The organism is Xenorhabdus koppenhoeferi (assembly GCF_900116635.1).
In the GTDB taxonomy this organism is placed as follows: Bacteria; Pseudomonadota; Gammaproteobacteria; order Enterobacterales; family Enterobacteriaceae; genus Xenorhabdus; species Xenorhabdus koppenhoeferi.
The window spans coordinates 139,265-161,159 of sequence record NZ_FPBJ01000002.1; the positions used below are offsets into that span (position 1 = coordinate 139,265).

Consider the following 21,895-nt stretch of genomic DNA (forward strand, 5'->3'; position numbering starts at 1 on the left):
TCATTAACTTTCAGTAATGTATTTATTGTTATCGGTGATGACATATTATGAATAAAAAAGAAAATCAGGCTGATTATAAAATTTCTCAGAAACTAACAGGTCTGGAAATCGCTATTGTAGGTGTTTCTTGTCAATTTCCAAACAGTCCAACGATAGAAAGTTTTTGGAAAAACTGTCTTGAAGGTAATGACTGCATTACCCGTTTTTCTAATGAAACATTAGCTGAAAATGGGGTTCCTGAGAATGAATATAAAAGTCAGAATTATGTTAATGCAAAAGGTGTGATTGAAAATCCTTTAAGATTTGATGCTGAATTTTTCCAATACAATAAACGAGAAGCAGAATTACTTGAACCACAAATCAGACACTTGCATCAATGTAGTTTTGACGCATTGGGTTCAGCAGGCATAGCCCCTTCGGTTTATAAAGGAAAAATAGGCTGTTATCTGGCAGCCAGTGCGCAATTGCAGTGGCAGATGGCGGCTTATGAAGAAAGTAAACAAGATGCAGTCGGTTTGTTTTCGGCATTTAGTCTTATCGAGAAGGATTTTGTGGCGACGCGTTTAGCTTATAAGCTCGGTTTGACGGGACCGGCGGTCGCATTACAAACCGCGTGTTCTTCTTCATTAACTGCTGTGCATATGGCTGCCCGCGCATTATTGCTGGGTGAATGTCAAATGGCTTTAGTGGCCGCCGCCGCTTTGACGCTCCCTAATCAGCAGGGGTATCTCTATCTGGATGGCATGATTGAATCACCGGATGGTATGTGTCGTCCTTTCGATGAACATGCCAATGGCACTGTCGGCGGAGAAGGCATTGGCGCAATTGTTCTGCAACCTTTGAGACAGGCTCTGGAAGAAAAACGACCTATTATTGCTCTGATTAAGGGAAGTGCCATCAATAATGATGGTGCGAGAAAAGTGGGTTATACCGCGCCGAGTATTGAAGGGCAAACCGATGTTATTCGTAGTGCAATCACTGTATCCAAGGTTGATCCTAAATCAATTTCATATATTGAAGCGCATGGAACCGCCACTAAACTCGGTGATCCCATTGAAATGGCGGCGTTAAAAAATGTATTTGATGATTGTCCGGCGGGCAGTATCGCAATCGGTTCGGCTAAATCCATTCTCGGGCATCTTGATAGCGCAGCAGGTATGGCCGGTTTAATTAAGACCGCGTTAATGTTGAAAAATAAAATGCTGTGCGCCAATAAGTATTTCAACGCACCAAATCCTAAGCTTAAACTAGAATCGTCACCGTTTTACATTAATACGCATAGTCAGGAATGGCACAGTCAATCGATCAGACGAGCCGGAGTCAGCTCTTTTGGTATTGGCGGGACAAATGCGCATGTGATTCTTGAAGAAATGTCATATCAGACAGAGCAAGCTGAAACGCCGGAACAGCTCACTCTTTTACCTCTTTCAGCAAAAAATGAAGCAAGTCTATCAATGATGGAAAATGAATTGCTGAAATTTTTGTCAGAGAAACAATATAAGTTATCTGATATTGCTTATACCTTGCAGCAAGGACGGGAACACTTTGATTATCGTTCTGTACTGGTTTGCTCAGGGGATCAGGAAAACCATACCTTATCTGATTTTGTGCGTGCCAAAGTAAAATATTCAGATAAGAAGATGGTCTTTTTATACCCGGGACAAGGAACGCAATATCCGGGTATGACTTATGCTTTATATCAGCAGGAAAGTGTATTCAGGGAGAGTTGCCAGACGTGTTTATCTTTATTGCCGGAAGACTCTCAACAAAAATTGTATGATTTTTTTGTGAATACGTCTGAACAAAAGAATGTCTCTAACGAAATAACTCAATTAGCTATTTTTATTGTTGAATATGCGATGACATTTTTATTCCAGAGCAAAGGGTTTAAACCCTTTGCTCTGTTTGGGCACAGTTTAGGTGAATATGTTGCAGCAACAATATCGGGGGTATTTTCACTGAGTGATGCTTTGTATTTGGTGAGTCAGCGAGCAAAACTCATCGAAACAATGTCACCGGGTGTTATGTTGAGTGTATCATTGAGTGCAGAGCAGATAGGTCATTACCTTAATGAAGAACTTGAAATAGCGGCAATTAATGGTAGAGAATCTGTCGTTATCTCTGGTCATGCAATGAATATTGATAAGCTGGAATCCTCTCTTCAAAATGATAATATTTATTGCAGAAGATTAAAAACGGCTCATGCCTTCCATTCCAGAGCAATAGATGAAATTCAGTCAGAATATGCTAATTCGTTAAACTCAGTAAACTTTGACCAGCCCAATATTCCCATTATCTCTAATTTAACGGGTGTGTGGCATTCTGTAGAAAGTATCAGGGCTTCTGAATATTGGTTGTCACATCAGCGAAATACAGTTAATTTTTTGAGAGGAATGGAAACATTATCTGAATTTAATGACCTCGTATTTATTGAAATGGGCCCGGGTAACACGTTATCCAGTTTTGTACATAAGTATTACCAAAACGAGAGTGAAAATAAGCCATTAATCATTAACATGATTAAACATCCTAATTTGAACGATGATGATCATGAGTATTTCTATCGTCAACTTGGAAAGATATGGTGTAGTACAGAAGGAGTCGAGTGGGAAAATATCAATCAGCCGACAGGAAGGTTGATTCATATGCCAGTGTATCAGTTTGCCAAAACGGAATACACTAAACTAAGAGATAAATTAGTTTCTGGTTTAAATATTAACAGTGCTAGTCAACAGGAGAATAAAAATAAACTTTATTCTCCTGGTTGGCAACGAGAAATTTATTATCAGCCAGGGGAAGAAACAAAATACCAACACGTTTTTATCCTCTGTACCCAAACAAATAATTCTTATTACCTTGATTTAAGCAAAGAGTTGTGGCCTGACAGTAAAGTCATTTTCATTGATAATTCAGCAGAGTTTAAGTTATTAACATCATTATCTGACAGCACTTTTATTCTTATTCCTGAAAATGATCCGCTCGAAAATGAACCCATTGAATATTATCTACAATGGGTGGAAGCACTTCGCGTCATTTTAAATCAACTGGAGTTACAAGTTGCACGATTTGTCCTCTTTACCCCTGAAATTGAAAATGTATTGGGATATGAACGGCCTAATCCTGCCATTTCAATGTTAAAGGGATTGGTGCAATCCATTTCTCATGAATATCAACAGCACCAGACTATGCAGATAGATTTCTCCGGAAATGCTGTAGCAGGCAATCGATTGAACTCACTGATACGCGGGCTTGTCGGGTCTGATAAACGTGGTTTTGAGAAATATCGTCATGCCGCAATAAGATATGGTCAGTTATGGTCACCTGAATTTAAAGTATTATCGGTTAATTCCCTGCATCAGGTTAAGCAAGATCATGAATTGCAAATAGGTGATTTAGTCTTTATCAGCGGTGGTCTTGGTGGTATCGGACTGACACTGGCGGAATCATTAGCAATTCAGTATCGCGCACGTCTTGTGTTGTCATCCCGTTCAGAATTCCCGGCGAGATCTGAATGGGATTTGATAAAGCAAGATCCGACACAAATGGAAACAATGAGAAAGATTGAGGCTATTGAAAAAATAGAACAATTTGGTGGTGAAGTTCATCTCCATTCTGTTGATGTTTCCTGCAAAAAAGATCTTCATGCTTTGCTTCAATCTCTTGAAAGCGAATTAGGGCCATTTAGTATGGTTATTCATGCTGCCGGATCTGATGCCGGTGCACTCATTGCGCAACCTAATCTGATACTGCATCGAGATATCATGGCGGCTAAAGTCTGTGGTGTGAATAATTTGCTGTTATATTTCAGTGATAAAAATCTTCGTACTATGCTGCTTTGTTCTTCTTTATTAGCTTATTATGGCGCCTATGGGCATTCTGCTTATGTTGCAGCTAATGCTTACTTAGAGGCTATTGCGGATAACTATAATTATCCTTTCAGAATTTGCTCCATCTCTTGGGATCGCTGGTTAGAAGTGGGGATGGCGGCTAAAAACAGACTGGATACCAACAAAATAGTCGGTTTGACTAACCGGGAAGGGCAAGATGTCTTTCTGCAAATACTTTCCCATTACCCTAATCGATTTTCAGTATCCGTATTGCCAATAAAAGAGAGAATGGAAGAGAACGATCTTCTCCGGCTGGAGAATAAAGATCATATATCCAATACTGAAATTTCTTATACCGAAGATTTAATAAAGAAAGTCATTATAGAAGTCTGGGAACATCAACTGGGATTAATGAGCCTTGATGAGAATATAAGTTTTTTTGATTTGGGAGCGACTTCACTTGATATCGTTCAGGCCAATGAAAGATTAAAGGAAAAATTAAATGCAGATATTCCCATTGCCATGATGTTTACCTATAGCTCTGTTGTGAAGCTCTGGTCAGCATTACAGAATATGATGAATAAATCTTCAGGTAACATACATCAAAGTAAGGAAGGCTCAAATCAAAATAATAGAAGAAGTTTGGCTAAGAATCGTATAAATAGACGGTTGAAAAATAGCTGAAATCTGAATGGTCAGGAAATTATTTTTATTTTAATTAAATATTATCCATATTTTATGATTGTATGTATACCCGGTGAGTTTCATAATGCAGACAACAAAGCTGCAAATTGAAAGACGACGGGTATAGAAATAGTATTTCTAAGTCTATTTAAATCTTTCTGGTTATTAGCAGGATAAAGTCTTGCATTCTGTTTTGAGGATTATTAAATGAAAAAGTTGTCTGTTCTATTGGTTGGAGGATATGGGGTTGTTGGACATCAGGTTGCATTGATTTTGAATCAGCATGCTCCCCATCTGAAGTTGATCATTGCCGGAAGGGATATTAATAAAGCCAGGGATCTAGCTAAAAGTTTACAAAATGCGCAGGGTATCGCTTTTGATATTGAGAATATTTGTCTGCCAGACGATATGGATGTTGATATAATATTATCTATCGTTAATGATCCACAAGATAATTTGTTTTATTTTGCAAATAAAAATAGCATTGCTTATGTAGATATTACGCGCTGGACGGAAAAGTTGCAGATTACACTAAGTAAAGCGGTGATGATGCAAAATACAAGCTCAATGATTTTTGCCTCTTCTTGGATGGCAAGTGTTGTTTCAGCACTCGCCAATAATATGAGCAAGTCACTTAAGAGCGTGACGAGTATTGATATCAGTATATTGGCTTTTTCTCAGGATAAATCCGGCCCGGATTCATTTGACTATTTGGATAGACTTGCGATTCCATTTATTGTAAAGCAAAGTGACAGATATCAGAAAGTGTTGCCTTTTTCGGATGAACGTATTATGTCATTTGGTGATAATGGTAAATATAAAGTTTTTCGTATGGATATGCCTGAACAATTTACTTTGCCTTTAATGACAAATGCGAAAACTGTTGCAACCAGAATTGGTTATAATAATCATAAGGTGAATGATATTTTAGCTTTCATTATAAAGAGTGGTATATGGAAACTGATATCTGGTGATCTTTTCAAAAAATTACGTAAGAAAATTTTTTATCATCCTGGCTCTGGCGACCAACATCAAATTCGTATTGATGTTCATGGAGTTGATGAAAAAGGGCATCAAAAACATCACATTCTTCATATTAAGGATCCGAAAGGACAATCTCACTTAACAGCGACAGGCGTAGCGGCTTTAATTATGCAATTGGCTGAGCATATTCAAAATAATCAACCAAATATTTTTATGGTAGGAGAGGCGTTTTTCAGTGTTCAAAAACTTAAAGATCTATTACAGTCTGAAGGAATTTATCTTGATGAAGAAAATGAAATCTTAAAGTAGTTTTCTTTAGTTAGTTGTTTTACAGGGCAAGAGCGTGAAAATTTTGTTAACAAAATTTTCACGCTCTTGCCTTACCTTAATTGGAACTTGGTTTTTTATTTATGATGAAAATATCAGGAGAATAGATAATCATGTCACTGTCTGAAATAAGTTTAAGTAATAATTTCAATATATCACGTAAAGTGATTGCTAGCTTACGGGAGTTAAGGAAATTAGATAATTATCATTGGGCTATTGCACTTTCAAAAGACTATCTTGTTATAATAACGGCTATATATTTAAGTGTTGGTATAAGTTTTTGGTTTTATCCATTTTCTTTACTTATGATAGGTTCAACACAACGAGCATTTACTAATATATTACATTATTCGTCTCATCATGTTTTAGCCAAAAATAAATTTATAAATTATATTGGAGGTACTTTTTTATCTGGGCATTTAGTCTTCCACCTGCTTAATACTTATAAAGATCCTCATGTCAGGTATCATCATGCACATTTAGGTAATCCAGAAAAAGATCCTGATCTCAAGTTTCATATAGATAGTGGTTTATATGATTTTAATCAGAATGATAAAGAATTCTTCATACAAAATATATTGTTAACCATTTCAGGATATAGGACATTAAAGTTTATACACTATGTAATAAAGGATGCAATCAAATCAAAGAAAGATGAAATTAAAATTAAAATTAAAATAGAAAAGAAAAATCCTAAAAATAACAATGAATCAATAGCATTTGTTATTTATTGGGTTTTTATTCTTTCAGTTATTATTTATTTTGGTTTCTTTATGTATTTTATTTTGCTTTGGATAGTACCATTATTCACTGTCACAGTGGCTATTGGGTGGATTATTGGTATAGCTGAACATTATCCTCTTCCTGCATCTGAAAAGGAAGCATTGTTGCTCACAAGAAACACAAAGGGGGTTTGGTGGGAACGCTTTTTGTTTGGAAGACATTATGACAATTATCATTTAGTGCATCACCTGTATCCGGGTATCCCTCATTGGAACATACAAAAAGCTCATATATACTTGCTCAATGATCCAAATTATCAAAAATGGGATGATTTATGGGGCGGGATATTTATTCGTCAACATCCCCATCAAGAAACGATGCTAAGTTATGCTTCAAAATATAGAAAATTTAGAAAATATAATCAAAAGGGCAGTTTTGCCAAATATCTTCTTTCTATTTGAACAAGCAATACATAAAACTATTTTTTCATGAGGGCTTTTAAGGCCCTTTATGTTTATACCCAATGGATTTCAAGATGCAGCACGACGGCAAGGGAATGAACCCCCAGGAGCATAGCTAACTATGTGACTGGGGTGAGTGAGCGCAGCCAACAAAGCTGCAACTTGAAAGACGACGGGTATATTATTCTGTAACTGATTGCCTTTCACGCTTGGCTAATTAACAATCAGTTGTTTCATGGATAAGATGTTAATAAGGTATTTTACTTATTTTAAAATTAAAACCCTCTCCCTCTCTGTAGTATTTTATATTCATATTCTTGGCCATTAAGCTGCATGCGTAATTCTGTTATAAATGCATCTTGATGTTTAAATTCATTGCAGACAAATAAATCAAGTGCTGCATAATGATATTCTGGCCATGTGTGAATGGTAAAATGTGACTCAGCCAATATCAGTGCTCCACTGACACCCCAGGGTTTGAATTGATGAAAATTATGAGTAATAACGTTTAACTCAAATTTTTTGGCAACATCAAGCATGATTTTTTCAATGTCTGATACCGATTTTAATATTTCTGCATCACATTCCTTCATATCTACAATAATGTGAATACCAAGTTGACTTACTTTAGTCGACGAATTTACTTTCTCTTGACCTCGATATTGAAATTTATTGCCGTGACACTGATTACACGTTGTCTCAATAAGCTGTTCTATCGTTAATATGTTTTTTCCGTGCCCAATGGTTATCATGTTATTACATGATTTACATTGATAAAATTTTATACGAGGATTTAATTCTCCTGTGTAGATTTTATCTGAGTAGTCACTTTTGCCTGAAATGATTGGATATGTGTGTGGTGTAACAGAAAGAACATATAAGTCACTGACATTGCCTATAATACTTCCGCCATGATATTTATTGAATTGTGGATAAATATGCTTGATAAGGAGATTCTGGTTGTTCAGTAACCGCTGTACCTCTTGATTTTCCATTGGTTTTTTTTGACCAAATGAAAGTAAAATTTCACTGTTATCATTTTTAGCTAAGCTAATTGCACGTGATAAAAATAATTTCAATCCACTCAACGTATAAGGTGGATCTGTCCAGATAATGTCAAAATTTTTGGTGTAAACATTAGCACGTTTTAGATCTAAGTACTCAGTATTGATAACAAAATCATTTTGTTTCGCTACATCTTGGATAAATGTTAATAGATCCTGATCTATATCTTTGACAAAAATATTCCTTGAAGAGGAATACCCAAGTTTTTTAAAGGCCATCATTAAAGCTAAAGATGTTAGATCATCATCGCCTAAAAATAGAATGTTTTGTTTAAACACCCGTGGATTATTAAGTAATAACATTACCCTGCTTATTGATGTCTCTAATGTTGCATGAGCTTGATCTAATAAAATATTGACTTGCGGTCTGTTGTTATATATAGGTTCCAGTAAAACGGATAGTTCATTTGTAAACTCTTCTCGTTTTTCATTGGAAGAGAGTAAGTTATATTTATTGATATCAATTGATTTATATTCCAGTTCATTTTGAACATGTTTTATACCTGTTGGGTTTAATTTAAAAACCCCTTTATTTTCAGCAAAATTATACTTTATTAATTCTTTTTTAAATGCTGAGATGATAGGAATAGGTAAATTGCTTTTTAATGACAGGTCTTTGTTTGATGTACGGCCATATAAATATAGGCGTATTAGTAATGTCTCTAATACTTCAACCGGGTGTGACAACTTCATGTTGTTTTTTATAATGTCTAGTGTATTCATCGTAATCTCTTTTTACATATTCTTATAATCTGATAGCGTAATTAATATCCAGTCAGATATCTAAATTATACTTGGATCTGTTACTGTCGCGCTTTCTGAATCCAGCCATTTACCTCTCCCCATAAATGCTATAAATCTGACGAGTAATTTATAAAACTCAACATTATATAGTGGCTTATAAATTTCAACTAGTTTCTATTTCTAAAGAAATAATAAACTAGGTTAATATAACGTGTTATCTCAGTTATTTGTAACTTATTGGAATGATAACATTAGTTATATTAACTTGTATTTATTTTATTGGTGCTTATGTAGTAAGTGATTTTTGGTTTTCTAAATAGTTTGGTAAAACCAATTTCTTATTTTAATGCGGGATAATGAATTGAGTTTTATAAAAAATAAAATTGAGGAATGATTGTTGTTTTACATAAATTTATTCGAAATAACGTACTTGATTGTAACGATTGTATTTGCTGCTGATAAAGCCACAACTACAGTATCAGTTCACTGATAATCACGGCCAGGCGGTCAAACATTTCCCCGAATAATCGCTCAGTAAACGGTACCAGCACCGGGATCAGCAGGGAAAGTGTGAAAATTCCTACTGTCAGAGTCAATGGAAAACCGACCACAAAAACGGAAAGTTGCGGTGTCATACGGTTTAGCATGCCTAAGGAAAAATTCAAGATTAGCAGCAGAGTAATCATTGGCATGGCCAGCATCATACCGTTAATGAAAATCAGGCTGGCACTTTGGGTTAACAACAGGAAACCTTTCGGATTCAACTGCGTCACTTGAACCGGAATGGTATAAAACGTATCTACCAAAATAGATAACAGCCACAGATGCCCGTCAAATGCCAAAAATAGCAACATCATCAGCATATTCAGAATACGGGATAAAATAGGCATATTCGGCCCACCAGTGGGATCAAAGAAGGTGGCGAATGAAAGCCCCATCTGCAAACCAAGAACTTCACCAGCATGGCGCACAACAGCAAAAGCGATTTGCATAGTCAGGCCCAAAGCCACGCCGATCAATATTTGTTGTATCAATACCCAAATTCCAGCAACGGAAAAAATAGGAATTTGGGAAGAAGGAATACTGGGAACCAATAAAGCAGTGATCACTAATGCCAGACCGATTCTGACTTTTATCGGCATCTGTTTTTCACTGAAAATGGGAGCTATGCTAAACAACGCCAATAAACGAATCAAGGGCCAGAAAAAGTCACTGACAAGGCGGGAAAGTGTTTCGCTATCAAATGGGATCATGATTAACCGATAATAGTGGGAATGCTGCTAAACAGTGTGCGCATGTAATCCAGCAGCAAGTTCAGCATCCACGGCCCGGCGACAACAATAGTAACGACAACGGCCAGAATCTTTGGGATAAACGATAAGGTCATCTCGTTTACCTGAGTTGCCGCCTGCAATAAGCTGATGATCAAGCCACAGATCAGGGCAGATAAAAGCAGTGGTGCGGCCAGCGCCAGTGCTACTTTCATCGCCTCAACACCGAGGGCCATTACCGATTCTGGAGTCATAATTTTCTCAAACCGCTTTTGTGATCTTTTTCCAATAAGATTTCATGCCAGATACAAAAACTGCCTATCAGATATAAAAACTTTGTGCCAGTGAGCCAAGTAATAATTGCCAGCCATCTACCAGGACAAACAACATAAGTTTAAATGGCAGCGATATAGTGGCCGGTGGCACCATCATCATCCCCAACGCCATCAAAACACTGGCAACCACCAGATCGATAATTAAAAATGGGATGAAGAGGGTAAAACCAATCTGGAAAGCGGTTTTCAATTCGCTGGTAATAAACGCAGGTACAAGTACACGCATTGGCACAGAATCCGCAGTTTCAAACGTTGCTTGATCTGCAAGGCGGGCAAACAGAGCCAAATCATTTTCCCGGGTCTGGCGTAACATAAACTGGCGCAATGGCTTGGAACCCTTGTCCAATGCGGCTTCCAGCGTAATTTTATCTTCATTGTAGGGCAAATAAGCATCCTGATAAACTTTATCGAATACCGGTGCCATGATGAAAAATGTCATGAACAGTGCCAGACCCAGCATAACTTGGTTAGGCGGGGCAGACGGAGTCCCCAGCGCATTACGCAATAAACCGAGTACGATAATGATGCGGGTAAAGCTGGTCATCATCAGCAGGGCGGCTGGAATAAACCCCAGAGCCGTGATAAAAATCAGCGTTTGAACGGGCAGTGACCAACTTTGGCCGCCATTAGGCAAGGGCTGGCTGATGATGCCAGGCAATTCGGCCGCGGCGTTCATGGAGAACAGCGGCAGAAAGAACACCATAAGCAGGGTGATCACACGTACTAAGTTCAATCGTTTTGAACCTGAACGCATTTGATAAAGTCGTGAAACCCGTTTTTTTCCTGTTATTTGGCTGCCTGTCATAAAGGAAACTCTATTTTTCATCATCGTCCTTGTCGTTCCTGCTTTTTCTCTGGAGCGTATTTTTTAGCATCTGACCAAACGGCAGCGACTTGAGTACGTTGTCCTTTTCCACGTCATCAGGTGGTGCAGGCATTTGATGCAGCATATTTATCTGTTGAGAAGTCACGCCCAGTACCAGCCAATTGCCTTCGATTTCCACCACAACGACTCGCTCTTTTGGACCGAGTGAGCAGCTTGCCTTAACATTTAACAATCGGTGATTTTTGTTTTTGGCGGGAGCAAGACCCAAACGGCGAACTAGCCATGTTATGAAGAATATCAGCAATAAAACACCCCCCAATGCACTGCTGACTTGCATTAAAGTTTGGCCTGCCGGAAGGGGTTCGCTACTGCCTGTCGTGCTGACGGGTACGGCATCGGATGCCGTACCACGCTGAAAAGACGCATGAAGGGAAGGCTGGTTTTCCATCATGGTTAGCGACTCAAGCGACGCATGCGTTCAGAAGGCGTGATGATATCTGTGATACGGATACCGTATTTATCGGATACAACAACCACTTCTCCTTGTGCGATCAAATAGCCATTGATCAGAATATCCAACGGTTCACCCGCAAGGCCATCAAGGGAAACAACAGAACCTTGTGACAGTTTCAGTAGCTGTTTGATGGTCATCTTAGTGCGCCCCAGCTCGACGGAAAGCTTAACGGGAATATCCATGATCAGATCAATATCGGAGAGCTGGGAGAGCACATTCTGTGGTTCCAGATTTTCAAATATTGACGCGCCGCCGTCAGAGGTTTGCTGTGCGGTCTGTTGTTCCAGCGCTTCTGCCCACATATCGTCAGTCAAGCTGGTATCTGTGGGTTGTTTAGCATCACTCATTGGGCTTTTCCTCATCCAGAGCAGTTAAAACAGGGTTAATCAGGTGTTCAACACGCAGGGCATACTGCCCGTTTAGTGTTCCATATTGACTGGTGAGCACGGGCACACCATCAACGTGAACGATCAGGCGTTCGGGTTTTTCAATCGGCAAAACATCGCCGGCTTTTAGTTCGAGGATCTTTGACAGCCGCAGGGGAATATCAACAAAATTCGCCACCAGTTCTAATTCTGAGTGCTGAACTTGCTTCACCAGGCTTTTACGCCACTGGCCATCTTCCTGACGCAAATTTTCCACGGGTGGGTTGGTCAGGCGTTCGCGCAAAGGCTCGATCATGGCGAATGGAATGCAGATATTGAATTCGCCCGTCAATGCACCAATCTCCACATGAAACGGTGTCGTCACCACGATATCGTTCGGTGAAGTGGTGATATTGGTGAATTTTACCTGTGTTTCGGAACGCACATATTCCATTTCAATTTTAAATATAGAATCCCAGGCATCCCGATAGGCATCCAACGCCAGTTTCAGCATTCGGTTGATGATCCGCTGTTCGGTATGGGTGAATTCACGGCCTTCCACCTTGGTGGGAAAACGACCATCTCCGCCAAACAGGTTATCAACGGCGATATAAACTAAACTGGGTTCGAAAGCGAATAGTGCGGTTCCCCTTAATGGTTTCAAATGCACCAGATTGAGATTGGTTGGCACGGCCAGATTGCGGGCAAATTCTTGATAAGGCTGAACTTTGATTGCGCCGACCGTAATATCCGGGCTGCGGCGCAGCATGTTAAACAGCCCCATTCTGAATTGGCGGGCAAAACGTTCATTGATGATTTCCAGTGACTGCAAACGTTCGCGTACAACGCGGCGTTGCGTATTGGGATCGTAAGGACGAACCTCACTTTCTCCGGACGCAGTTTGTTCTATGTCATCATCAGAGGCACTGTCACCATTTAGCAGAGCATCGATCTCTGCCTGTGAAAGAATATTGTCACTCATTGTGATTATCGCAGAATAAACGTGGTAAACAACACATCGGTGATCTCTTGATCAGGTTCACCGGATATCAGCGTCGGGTTTAATGTCTGTTTGATCTCTGTCACCAAATGCATCTTGCCGTCATCTTTTGCCAAATCAGCCGCTTTCTGGCGAGATAATAACAGCAACATACGGCTACGAACTTCTGGCAGATAATCATGCAAGCGCTGACGGATTTTTTCGTCAGACAGACGCAATGTGACTCCAACATACAGAACACGGTCGAAATGATCTTCGTTGTCGATCAAATTGACGGTAAAAGGTTCCAAAAACATAAACACAGGTGTTTTAATAACTTTGGTTTTTGTTGTACTGTTATTGGCCGACTGGTTCATCGCCCACCAGCTATACCCGCCGATGGCAGCACCAATAACAGCAATTAGTACTAACAGTATCATCCAAATTGGATTTATGCGTTTACGCTCGTAGTTATAATCAGACATGGACAGACAAATTCCTGTTTTCCGTGGTGGATAAGTTCCCGGGCATTCCGTGGCGGGTCTCCTTTTCCATCAAAATCGATATCAATATCAATTATCCCGCGTCTTTGTTCCGGCAATGGCAGGAACAAACGTGGAAAAAACCATTAACTCACACATTTGTTATCGGCCCTTTTTCGCTTTCTTACAGCGCATAATGATATTGGGCAAATAATCAGGTGGATAATTAGGCAAATGTATCAATACCTCCTCGGGTCGAGGCGAGTTGTTGAGGTGTCATTCTCATGGCTGAGGCAGGAGAAGCCGTTATTCCTGTTGCAGCTGCCAGGCCATGACTTTGGGTATCTTCATGGGAACCGGAATGACCGTTGGTATGATTAGTGGCATGGTGTTCTTGCTGCCAATTCCCTTGGGCATCGCTATTTACGCTGCTTTGCGCCAATTGAATGCCATTTTCAGCTAATGCGTGGCGAAGTCCCGGCAATGCAGCTTCCAGAGCAGCACGAACATTTTGATGAGCAGAAACAAAATGCAGTTGTGCTTGATTGTCTTCAACACTCATGCGGATATGCAGTGCGCCCAATTCTTGGGGATGTAGGCGAAGTTCTGCTTGTTGTAGTCCATTGCGGTTAAAGAACAGGACATGCCGGTTGAGCTGTTGCTGCCACTCTTCACTGCCAAGATGAGCATTCAACAATGGTGCGGTTGTTTCACTTAGCTGAAATTGGCCCACAGGTTGCTGTCCGGTGACATGTTGTCCGGCTGAAAACAGGGGAGATGCCGCCAATATTGCAGGAGAATCAATTGAGGTTGTTTCAGCAGTAGGGGCAGTTAATGCAGGGACAGCCTGAATAGCCGCCTGAAGCAGGTTTAATTCCTTACCGTTGCTCGACGCTGCATTTTTAGGAATGGCATTACTTTGGAGAGACTGGCTGAACTCTGCTTTATTGCTGCTGGCAAGTTTTATTTGTCCGGCGGCTGGTATCAGTGCAGAGCGAGTGTTGGTGGCATCGTCTGATTGATGGTTCAGGGCAGTATTGCGTGCAGCAGAAAGATGTATGCCTTCATCCCGATCACTCTCTTTAGGTGATTCAACAAGATCTGTATTGGTCAGCCTGGCATCTTTGGGACTTTTGCCCAGCTGCGCATTGGCAAGATCGCCTTCACTATCCAGTAATCTATCCAGTAATTCATTTTCTGCCAATCCATCGGTATTCTCGGCAAGCGCCGCAGTACCTGCAGGAGGGGTAACTAATCCGGCAATCTGGATCGGAATAACCGCATTTAACGCATCGGCTGATAACAGATCGTCATCTTTCAATAGCGTAAATTCGGCATTGTTCTCTTGCAGAGTGATTTCTTTCTGCAATTTATCTTCGGCAGTCTTGTCTGATACGCTCTGTAATTGCGACCATTCGCTTTTTGCTGTTTTATCAACAACGGAATTTCCTTCTTTCAGGCTATGTTTATCTGCCTGAGCCGGGCGCTTCTGCATAGAGGCTGTTTTTGCATCAAGAAGCTGCCCGAATTTAGGGGAGTGGCTATCGTTCACGAGATCATTTAAGGATGACGGACTTTTTGCCGAACCTTTATCCGTGAGTTTTAAATCCGTAGGCAAAAGAGTGAGATTCATTGTTTCATTCTCCGTTGTGCGCCACGTTGTGCGTACTCGTCCATTTGTTTTTGCTCCATGCGATTTTGGTGTAACTTCAGATTATGTTCTGCCCGCTGTTGCAGTGTGTCGAAAGCGTTCAGACGCTGCTGTTTTTCCTGCCATTGAGATATGGCCAGCTCAAGTCGTTTTTTCCATTGATTGAGCTGTAACTTGTGCTGTTCAATTGCCATTTCCAGCGTTTTCATAAACTGCTGGTAATTCTGCCATGTTGAGCAGGACATGCCACTGCTGAAAGTGTCATTTAAACGGGTACGATATTCATCCTGATAATTCATTAATTCCGTGAGTTGTTGCACCATTTGCTGGTGATTTTGCCGAATCTGAGCAAGCTGAGATGCCGCTTTTTCTGCCGCATCGTGGGCAAGTTCACGTAAAGTCACGAGAGGGGAGGGTTGTTGCATGTATTTCCTCGTATTAATCACCACGCAGACATAAGCGTTACTGAATTGCATCAAAGTTATATCGGCATTGAACCGACAAACGTTATACCCGTTGGCCGAATATTCTTCGGCGAAATTTTCATAAGCAAGATTTCATAAGCAAGACATTATGTCGGTAACAATTATGTCGGTAACAATTGTTGAAGCTGAGTACAGGCCGTATCATATTCACTGCGTTCATCAATGCCTTGTTGCAGGAATTGAGCCATGTGCGGATAAAGCTCAATCGCTTTATCCAACAAAGGATCACTACCCGCAGCATAAGCCCCAACGTTGATCAAATCCCGGTTACGCTGGTAACTGGAAAGCAACTGTTTAAAGAGCTGTACCCGCCGGTAATGGGTATTGTCGATCAGAGAGGTCATGGCACGGCTGATGGATGCCTCAATATCAATGGCCGGATAGTGACCTGATTCTGCCAACGAGCGTGATAACACGATATGGCCATCAAGGATAGCTCGGGCAGCATCGGCAATGGGGTCTTGCTGGTCATCACCTTCTGTCAGAACAGTATAAAATGCGGTAATGGAACCGCCGTTACTGACACCATTACCGGCCCTTTCTACCAGAGCGGGTAATTTGGCAAATACAGAAGGGGGATAACCTTTGGTTGCCGGTGGTTCGCCGATGGCCAGTGCAATTTCGCGCTGGGCCATGCTGTAACGGGTCAGGGAATCCATGATCAGCAGCACATGTTTACCGCGATCGCGAAAATCTTCGGCGATGCGAGTCGCGTAAGAAGCCCCCTGCATCCGTAACAGCGGTGAAACATCCGCAGGAGCGGCGACGACCACTGAACGTAACAATCCTTCCGTACCTAAGATATTTTCAATAAAATCTTTGACTTCCCGGCCTCGTTCACCAATCAGCCCTACGACGATCACATCGGCTTGGGTATAACGTGCCATCATGCCAAGCAATACACTCTTACCAACCCCCGATCCAGCGAACAGCCCCATGCGTTGTCCGCGTCCTACCGTCAGCAAGGCGTTGATGGCACGAACGCCGACATCCAGTACATTGCTGATTGGAGTTCGTTGCAGGGGGTTAAACGGAGTTGTTGTCAGGGAAGCGCGATAGCCTGTATCGGGGGCAGGTAAATCATCAAGAGGACGTCCTGCACCATCCAGAACCCTGCCAAGCAATTCAGGTCCCAGAAGCAAGCGACGCCCCCCTCCGGCATCCTCACCGTATGAGCGGGCATAGACGCGGGCTCCCGGTACAATGCCTTCCAGTTCTTCCATTGGCATTAACAGTAGTTTTTCGCCATTGAAGCCGACAACTTCACTTTCGACTTCTTCAATCTTTTTACCATTCTGACGCTCGATAAGACAGGTCGAGCCAAGGGGCATATGCAAACCAGTGGCTTCCATGACCAGACCTGTAGCACGGGTAAGGCGCCCATAGCGACGTACTTTTGGCGTTTTTGCCAGACGCTTTTCCAGTGAATCTAATGTTGCCAGCCAGCGTCCGAGTCTTGCTGTCATCATAATTCTCCCGATGCTGCCAGACGACACATTTCGTGCCAGCGCGTGGCTAAACTGGCATCCAGATCCCCTTCATCGGCACTGACTTTACAGCCACCCGGATGCAGTTTGTTATCTGCAACCAAACGCCAGCCATTCAACGTCAGAACTTCCCCCAGTTTCTGCTCAACCAGAGGAATGTTTTGTGGATGGACTCGCAGCTGAGGTTTACCGCTGAACATAGGTTCTTGCTGGATAAATTCACGGATTTGATTCAACAGGGCAGTGCCGTCACAAACCGCGGGTTGCCCTAAGATATGGCGAGCCGCTGTCAGTGAAAGTTGCATCAGACGTGAAGCAATAACGGTATCTAATCCATCCAATGAATGGCTGAAATCCATCAGTAGTGCTTTCCACTGGTCAATGACAACTTGCTGTTGTTGTCTGGCTTCTTGCAAACCCTGTTCCAGTCCGGCCTGTCGGCCTTCCCGGAGTCCCTGTTCATAACCTTGAATCTGGCCTTCTGCAAAGCCTTGCGCATGGCCGGCCTGACGCGCCTGTTCTTTCAGTTCATCAAGCATTTTTGCCTGTTTCAGCAGAATCTCTTGTTCACTCGGCTCCTGTGCCTCGTCTATCGGCTCCAGTTTTGCCTGCAAAGATTCCCATTGAGTCAATTCGCCCGGCAGCCAGGGCTGCCAGTTTCCTTTATTCGGCTTATCAGACATAGGTATCATCACCACCATTTAAGATCATGTCGCCACTTTCAGCCAGACGACGAACCACAAGCAGGATGGCTTTCTGTTCAGCTTCCACTTGAGACATACGAACAGGGCCACGATTTGCTAAATCATCACGCATGATTTCAGCAGCACGTTGCGACATATTGTTGAGGAAGTGATCGCGCAATGCCTGATCGCAGCCTTTCAATGCCACAAGCAGGGAGTCGGTCGTGATTTCCTGCAACAAACGCTGGATACTGCGATCGTCCACGCCGATAAGATTTTCGAACAAAAACATTTCATCAATGATTTTCTGTGCCAGTTCACCATCATAGGTACGAACCGCATCAATGACACCTTCTTCTTGCTGGCTTTTCATCAGGTTGATGATTTCTGCCGCAGTACGAACACCACCCATTTTGCTGCGTTTGAGATTTTGACCGTCCAGCAGGTTATTCAGGACTTCGGTCAATTCTGCCAATGCGGTAGGCTGTACACCGCCAAAGGTGGCGATACGCAGCATGACATCGTTGCGCAGGCGATCATCAAACAGGGCGAGGATATCGGCAGCCTGACCTCGGTTCAGATGAACTAAAATAGTGGCAATAATTTGCGGATGTTCATCCCGGATCATATCGGTGGCCATCTGCGGTTCCATAAAGTTGAGGGTTTCGATTCCTGTAGTGGTATCACGGGATTCAAGAATATCCTCAAGCAGACTGGAAGCCCGTTCTTCACCTAATGCTTTGATCAATACGCTGCGTAGATAATCGTTGGCATTAATGCTGAGGGCAGCATATTGCCCTGCATCTTCTTCAAACTCCGCCAGCACTTCAACCAGTTGCTGGGTGGAGACTTGTCTCATCCCCGCCATTGCGATACTGAGTTGTTGTACTTCCCGCGAATTCAGGTGTTTGAACACCTCAGCTGCCTGATCTTCTCCCAGGGTCATTAACATGACGGCACTTCTTTCTGTTCCGGTCAGACTCATTGTTCGTTACTCATCCATTGACGGAGCACCAGCGCAACAACGCGAGGATCTTTTTCTGCTAATTCACGAATACGCTGGCTTTGAAGTTCAGCATTGACTCGTTGACGAGCCATTTTACGTCGCATTTTTTCATCCATTTCAGCATTGGTTTCTGTCTTTTGTTTCTGCTGATTTTTCTGTGTACCCAAAGCCGCTTTCTCCATAGCACGTTTTTTGGCAATTTGCGGTACGATCATCTTACGCCACAGTAACCATGCAATGAATGCCAGCAGTAACCAACGGCCTGCGTCCAGTAATTTATCCAGTAGAACAGGGTGCTGCCAGAACGGGAGGGTTTCTATCACTTCGGTAGTGTCATTGAACGGAGTATTGACCACATTCAGGCTATCACCACGGTCAGAAGAAAAGCCCATTGCCTCACGGGTCAGTGCTTCGATTTGTGCTAATTGTTCTGGTGTCAGCGGTTTTGTTTCAGGTCCGTTTTCTCTCTGAGTGGTGGTGTAGTTGACGACGACAGCAACCGAAAGACGTTCCACTGCGCCAGCGTGTAATTGCGTATGGCGAATGGTGCGATCCACTTCATAGTTGGTGGTTTCGTCATAACGATGATTACGATTATTGTTCACCATGCGCTCATAGCTATTATTTCTATTATTTCTATTATTGCGCTGCTGTTGAGCAGATTTTTCGTCACCATTGCCTTTGGCGTTCGTATTGGCATTGGTATTTGGTCTTTCAATCGGGGCGCTCGGTGCAGCACTTGGCTGATTCGACAATGCACCCGGTACACCGCCCACCAATGGCCCGCCGTTTTGCTCACTGGAACTGCTCTGTTTGGAGCGGACGGCCGCCTGATTGGGTGGCTGATTCGGCCTGTACTCTTCTGATGTTTCCTCGCGGCGGGAAAAATCGACTTGAGCTGTTACCTGCGCATGTATATTGCCCCGACCGACGACAGGGGCCAGAATTGTTTCAATGCGCTGCTGGAAACGGTTTTCAATTTCCTGCGTATATTTCAACTGGGTGGTATTTAAATCACGGCCAGTGGTATCGGCTTGTGTCAGCAGACGTCCTGATTGATTCACAATCGTAACATTCCCTGCTGGTAAACCGACAACACTGCTTGAAACCATATGCACAATAGCATTGATTTGTCCTTCATCCAGTACACGTCCTTGCAACAAACCAACAGTTACAGAAGCTGACGGCGATTTCTGTTCACGAACGAACAAAGAAGGTTTTGGCATAGCCAGATGAACGCGGGCGCTTTGGACCGGGCCGAGAGATTCAACAGTACGGGCCAACTCGCCTTCCAGAGCGCGTTGGTAATTGACCTGTTCACTGAACTGACTAGCGCCGAATTTCTCTTTATCCAGTAGTTCAAAACCCGCAGCCCCGCCTTTGGGCAGCCCTTGCTGTGCCAGTTTCAGGCGGGTTTCATGTATTTTATCAGTAGGTATCATGATCGCAGAACCATTTTCGGAAAAACGGTAAGGGACATTCATCTGGGTTAATTGCGTAACGATTTCGCCGCCATCTTTATCACTCAGATTGCTGTAAAGCACCCGATAATCGGGGCTGCGCAACCAGAGAAACAGAGCAACGACAATAGCGATGGCAGCGGAGCCAGCGACTAATAACGGAACCTTCGGATCAGCTTTTATCCTGCTGATAATAGTGCTGAAACCTTTGTTTTGGTTTTCAACGTCGTTTGTTGCACTCATAGACGATCCTTGCCTTGCTGGTCAACATAAATACTAAAAGCGTGGCGTAACAAAACAGACTCCCCATACGCAAGCGAAAAGATTCTTCCTATTATTAATTCCATCATTATTCGCTGTTCACACCTCTTTTAATGGCACAATAAGCTTTGAATTTTGACTTCAATTACCTGCTTTAGATTAGAAGGGCTATGTTACGGTGGCAGCGTGGAAAAACTGCCAACCAGCCCACGACTAATATGGCACTTAATCACGTCATCAATAGGGTGATTTAACGCGAGGTTTTTATGTCAATTCAGGCAATTGAAGGTGTGCTGCAACAGATGCAGACTCAGGCATTACAAGCAGCAAACATTGCCAAACCGCTGCCAGTGCAGAGTGGTTTTGCCAGTCAGCTCACTGCCGCAGTAGAAAAAATAAACCAGACACGTTTGAGTGCGGTCAAGCAAGCACAAGATTTTACGCTGGGCGCTCCCGGTGTAGAGCTAAATGATGTCATGGTTAATATGCAGAAGTCGAATATTTCGCTGCAAATGGGGATTCAGGTAAGGAATAAGTTGATTAGTGCGTATCATGAGATCATGAATATACAAGTTTGATATACCTATCGTCTTTCAAGATGCAGCTTTGTTGGCTGCGCTCACTCACCCCGGTCACATAGTTATCTATGCTCCAGGGGATTCGTTCCTTGCCGTCGCGCTGCATCTTGAAATCCAATGGGTATAGGTTAATTGTGGGAGTCTATCAGTCTGTTTTATTTGTTATAACCCCTGCAGGGATAGACTGTGACTTCTCACCGCCCTATCGGGCGATGCTTCTTATTTCGTTAGCCGTTGCTCGATAGTATCGAGACTGACGCAGCTTCCATAAGCAGAGACGACCGTCCAGCCGCCTTTAATTCCAGAATGCCTTTATCACGGATATTGAGAGCCGCGTTTAAGTCGCGGTCTATATCCGTAGTGCCACAAGATGGACAATCCCACTGACGAACCGACAAAGGCATATCTTCCGTTTTATGACCGCAACAATGACAAGTTTTAGAGCTGGCGTACCACTGATCGAGTTTTACCAGGTGCTTACCTTGCTCTTTGGCTTTGTACTCCAGCTTTACAACAAAGCCATGCCATGAGGCATCTGCTATGTGTTTAGCCAGTTTGCGGTTTTTCATCATATTGGCTGATTTCAGTGTCTCGACTATCACCGCTTGGTTTTCGTCAACGAGAGTTCGAGAGAGTTTGTGCTGAAAATCAGCGCGAGCGTTCGCTACTTTTTCATGGCATTTGGCGACCAGCAATCT

At 42.4% G+C, this 21,895-nt stretch carries 19 protein-coding genes and 1 pseudogene; 5 read left to right on the plus strand and 15 right to left on the minus strand.

All coding sequences use genetic code 11. From position 1 onward, the window contains the following. Positions 1-47 precede the first annotated feature (47 nt). The 3 genes from BM329_RS01320 (at position 48) to BM329_RS01330 (ending at position 7,006) form a co-directional block, all read left to right on the plus strand. Complete coding sequence (locus tag BM329_RS01320) at positions 48-4,511, plus strand: type I polyketide synthase (protein WP_092547766.1); 4,464 nt, start codon at positions 48-50, stop codon at positions 4,509-4,511. Positions 4,512-4,718: 207 nt separating this feature from the next. Then, entirely contained in the window at positions 4,719-5,804 is a 1,086-nt protein-coding gene (locus BM329_RS01325) for a saccharopine dehydrogenase family protein (protein WP_092547768.1), read from the plus strand. Positions 5,805-5,935: 131 nt separating this feature from the next. Continuing rightward, entirely contained in the window at positions 5,936-7,006 is a 1,071-nt protein-coding gene (locus BM329_RS01330) for a fatty acid desaturase family protein (RefSeq protein ID WP_092547770.1), read from the plus strand. Between the two features lie 275 nt (positions 7,007-7,281). On the opposite strand, the gene speD is transcribed toward BM329_RS01330, so the two are convergent. The 8 genes from speD to fliL form a co-directional block, all read right to left on the minus strand. Then, positions 7,282-8,793 (minus strand): adenosylmethionine decarboxylase, encoded by a 1,512-nt coding sequence (gene speD, locus BM329_RS01335; protein ID WP_092547772.1) that lies wholly within the window; start codon positions 8,791-8,793, stop codon positions 7,282-7,284. 491 nt (positions 8,794-9,284) lie between these two features. Beyond that, a complete protein-coding gene (fliR, locus tag BM329_RS01340; protein ID WP_092547774.1) occupies positions 9,285-10,067 on the minus strand; it encodes a flagellar biosynthetic protein FliR in 783 nt (260 codons plus the stop codon). 2 nt (positions 10,068-10,069) lie between these two features. Continuing rightward, positions 10,070-10,339, minus strand: coding sequence for a flagellar biosynthesis protein FliQ (fliQ, locus tag BM329_RS01345; RefSeq protein ID WP_092547777.1), 270 nt, complete (start codon positions 10,337-10,339; stop codon positions 10,070-10,072). A 67-nt stretch (positions 10,340-10,406) separates the two neighbouring features. Beyond that, positions 10,407-11,123 carry a flagellar type III secretion system pore protein FliP gene (gene fliP, locus BM329_RS01350; protein ID WP_092547822.1) on the minus strand — a complete coding sequence of 239 codons (717 nt, stop codon included), beginning with the start codon at positions 11,121-11,123 and terminating at the stop codon, positions 10,407-10,409. A 112-nt stretch (positions 11,124-11,235) separates the two neighbouring features. Then, complete coding sequence (gene fliO, locus BM329_RS01355; protein ID WP_092547779.1) at positions 11,236-11,697, minus strand: flagellar biosynthetic protein FliO; 462 nt, start codon at positions 11,695-11,697, stop codon at positions 11,236-11,238. Between the two features lie 2 nt (positions 11,698-11,699). After that, positions 11,700-12,107 carry a flagellar motor switch protein FliN gene (gene fliN, locus BM329_RS01360; protein WP_092547790.1) on the minus strand — a complete coding sequence of 136 codons (408 nt, stop codon included), beginning with the start codon at positions 12,105-12,107 and terminating at the stop codon, positions 11,700-11,702. Then, positions 12,100-13,107, minus strand: a complete 1,008-nt coding sequence (gene fliM, locus BM329_RS01365; RefSeq protein WP_092547793.1) for a flagellar motor switch protein FliM — start codon at positions 13,105-13,107, stop codon at positions 12,100-12,102. The genes fliN and fliM overlap by 8 nt, the downstream gene beginning before the upstream one ends. Positions 13,108-13,112: 5 nt before the next feature. Beyond that, positions 13,113-13,589: a flagellar basal body-associated protein FliL gene (fliL, locus tag BM329_RS01370; protein WP_092547796.1), complete on the minus strand. Its 477-nt coding sequence runs from the start codon at positions 13,587-13,589 to the stop codon at positions 13,113-13,115. A gap of 26 nt (positions 13,590-13,615) precedes the next feature. Between fliL and BM329_RS14620 the strand changes: the two genes are divergently transcribed. Continuing rightward, positions 13,616-13,783 (plus strand): hypothetical protein, encoded by a 168-nt coding sequence (locus BM329_RS14620; RefSeq protein WP_177216157.1) that lies wholly within the window; start codon positions 13,616-13,618, stop codon positions 13,781-13,783. A 29-nt stretch (positions 13,784-13,812) separates the two neighbouring features. On the opposite strand, the gene BM329_RS01375 is transcribed toward BM329_RS14620, so the two are convergent. The 6 genes from BM329_RS01375 to fliF form a co-directional block, all read right to left on the minus strand. Next, positions 13,813-15,219, minus strand: coding sequence for a flagellar hook-length control protein FliK (locus tag BM329_RS01375; RefSeq protein WP_092547799.1), 1,407 nt, complete (start codon positions 15,217-15,219; stop codon positions 13,813-13,815). Continuing rightward, positions 15,216-15,662, minus strand: coding sequence for a flagellar export protein FliJ (fliJ, locus tag BM329_RS01380; RefSeq protein ID WP_092547800.1), 447 nt, complete (start codon positions 15,660-15,662; stop codon positions 15,216-15,218). Before fliJ ends, BM329_RS01375 begins: the two co-directional genes overlap by 4 nt. A gap of 161 nt (positions 15,663-15,823) precedes the next feature. Continuing rightward, positions 15,824-17,188 (minus strand): flagellar protein export ATPase FliI, encoded by a 1,365-nt coding sequence (fliI, locus tag BM329_RS01385; RefSeq protein ID WP_092547824.1) that lies wholly within the window; start codon positions 17,186-17,188, stop codon positions 15,824-15,826. Next, positions 17,188-17,892: a flagellar assembly protein FliH gene (fliH, locus tag BM329_RS01390; RefSeq protein ID WP_092547802.1), complete on the minus strand. Its 705-nt coding sequence runs from the start codon at positions 17,890-17,892 to the stop codon at positions 17,188-17,190. Before fliH ends, fliI begins: the two co-directional genes overlap by 1 nt. Next, positions 17,885-18,877: a flagellar motor switch protein FliG gene (fliG, locus tag BM329_RS01395; RefSeq protein WP_092547805.1), complete on the minus strand. Its 993-nt coding sequence runs from the start codon at positions 18,875-18,877 to the stop codon at positions 17,885-17,887. Before fliG ends, fliH begins: the two co-directional genes overlap by 8 nt. Further along, positions 18,874-20,601, minus strand: coding sequence for a flagellar basal-body MS-ring/collar protein FliF (fliF, locus tag BM329_RS01400; RefSeq protein WP_092547808.1), 1,728 nt, complete (start codon positions 20,599-20,601; stop codon positions 18,874-18,876). Before fliF ends, fliG begins: the two co-directional genes overlap by 4 nt. A gap of 284 nt (positions 20,602-20,885) precedes the next feature. On the opposite strand from fliF, the gene fliE reads away from it, so the two are divergent. Continuing rightward, entirely contained in the window at positions 20,886-21,197 is a 312-nt protein-coding gene (gene fliE / locus BM329_RS01405) for a flagellar hook-basal body complex protein FliE (RefSeq protein WP_092547811.1), read from the plus strand. 219 nt (positions 21,198-21,416) lie between these two features. Here the strand turns inward: fliE and BM329_RS01410 are convergent. Further along, positions 21,417-21,895 (minus strand): annotated as a pseudogene (locus BM329_RS01410) (RNA-guided endonuclease TnpB family protein); the annotation flags it as partial.